General features: G+C 69.8%; 1 protein-coding gene. It reads right to left on the reverse strand.

The annotated features are described in order from the left end of the window. On the reverse strand, positions 1-602 hold a 602-nt coding region (locus G6N77_RS19565), incomplete at its 3' end, for a LutC/YkgG family protein (protein ID WP_165183840.1). Positions 603-748 lie beyond the last annotated feature (146 nt).

A 748-nucleotide genomic window follows, 5' to 3' on the forward strand; every position in this document is an offset into this window, starting at 1 on the left:
CCGTGGACGCCTTCCACGCGCTCCAGCTCGATGTCGCTGGTGGCGCTGGGGCCGCTGATCCAGGTTTGCGGCAGGGTTGCCTCCAGGCGCGCAATGGCCTCGGGCAGCACCTCCACGACCTGCCCGGCATGAAGCACGCAGATGTGCCGGTCGGGCACCAGGGAAATGATGCGCCGTCCCTGGTCCGGGCTGCCGTCGAGCATGATCGTGCCGGTTTCGGACACCGCCACGGCCGCGGCCGTCACTACGGCATCAACCGCGTCCAGCTGCGCCACGGTGAGGCGGCGCTGCGGCGAGTCAACCTCCACAGCCGGGGACCCGGCGTCGTTCTTCACAGAGGTTAGCCAGGACTCCGGCAGGCCGTGCGGCACCACAATGGAGGCCGAGCCGGCCAGCAGTTCGGCCAGCTTGGCGGGGGCCTCGGCCTCCTCGATGACGTACACGTTCGCCTTGTAGTCCACCAGCCGGTCCACGAGCTGTTCCAGGCGCTGCTGCGCGGTCTTGCTGGTGGTGCGGCGGTAGCCGCGGGGCACCTCGGGGGTGGCCGGGGCGTCCCGCAGGGCCGAGGCGATCCGGTTCATGATGTCTTCGCGGGCGCTCATGCCTGCCCTCCTTCGCTGGAGTTGTTTCCAGGCACGACGCCGGTGCTTGGCTCATGGTCTTTGGCCCACCACTGGCGGAACGACTGCTCCGGCGGGGCCGGGATGTCCCTGCTTTGCGTCCAGCCTCCGGCGAGGCCGGGGAGTTT

The sequence above is a fragment of the Arthrobacter silviterrae genome, from assembly GCF_011045165.1.
GTDB classification, from domain to species: Bacteria; Actinomycetota; Actinomycetes; order Actinomycetales; family Micrococcaceae; genus Specibacter; species Specibacter silviterrae.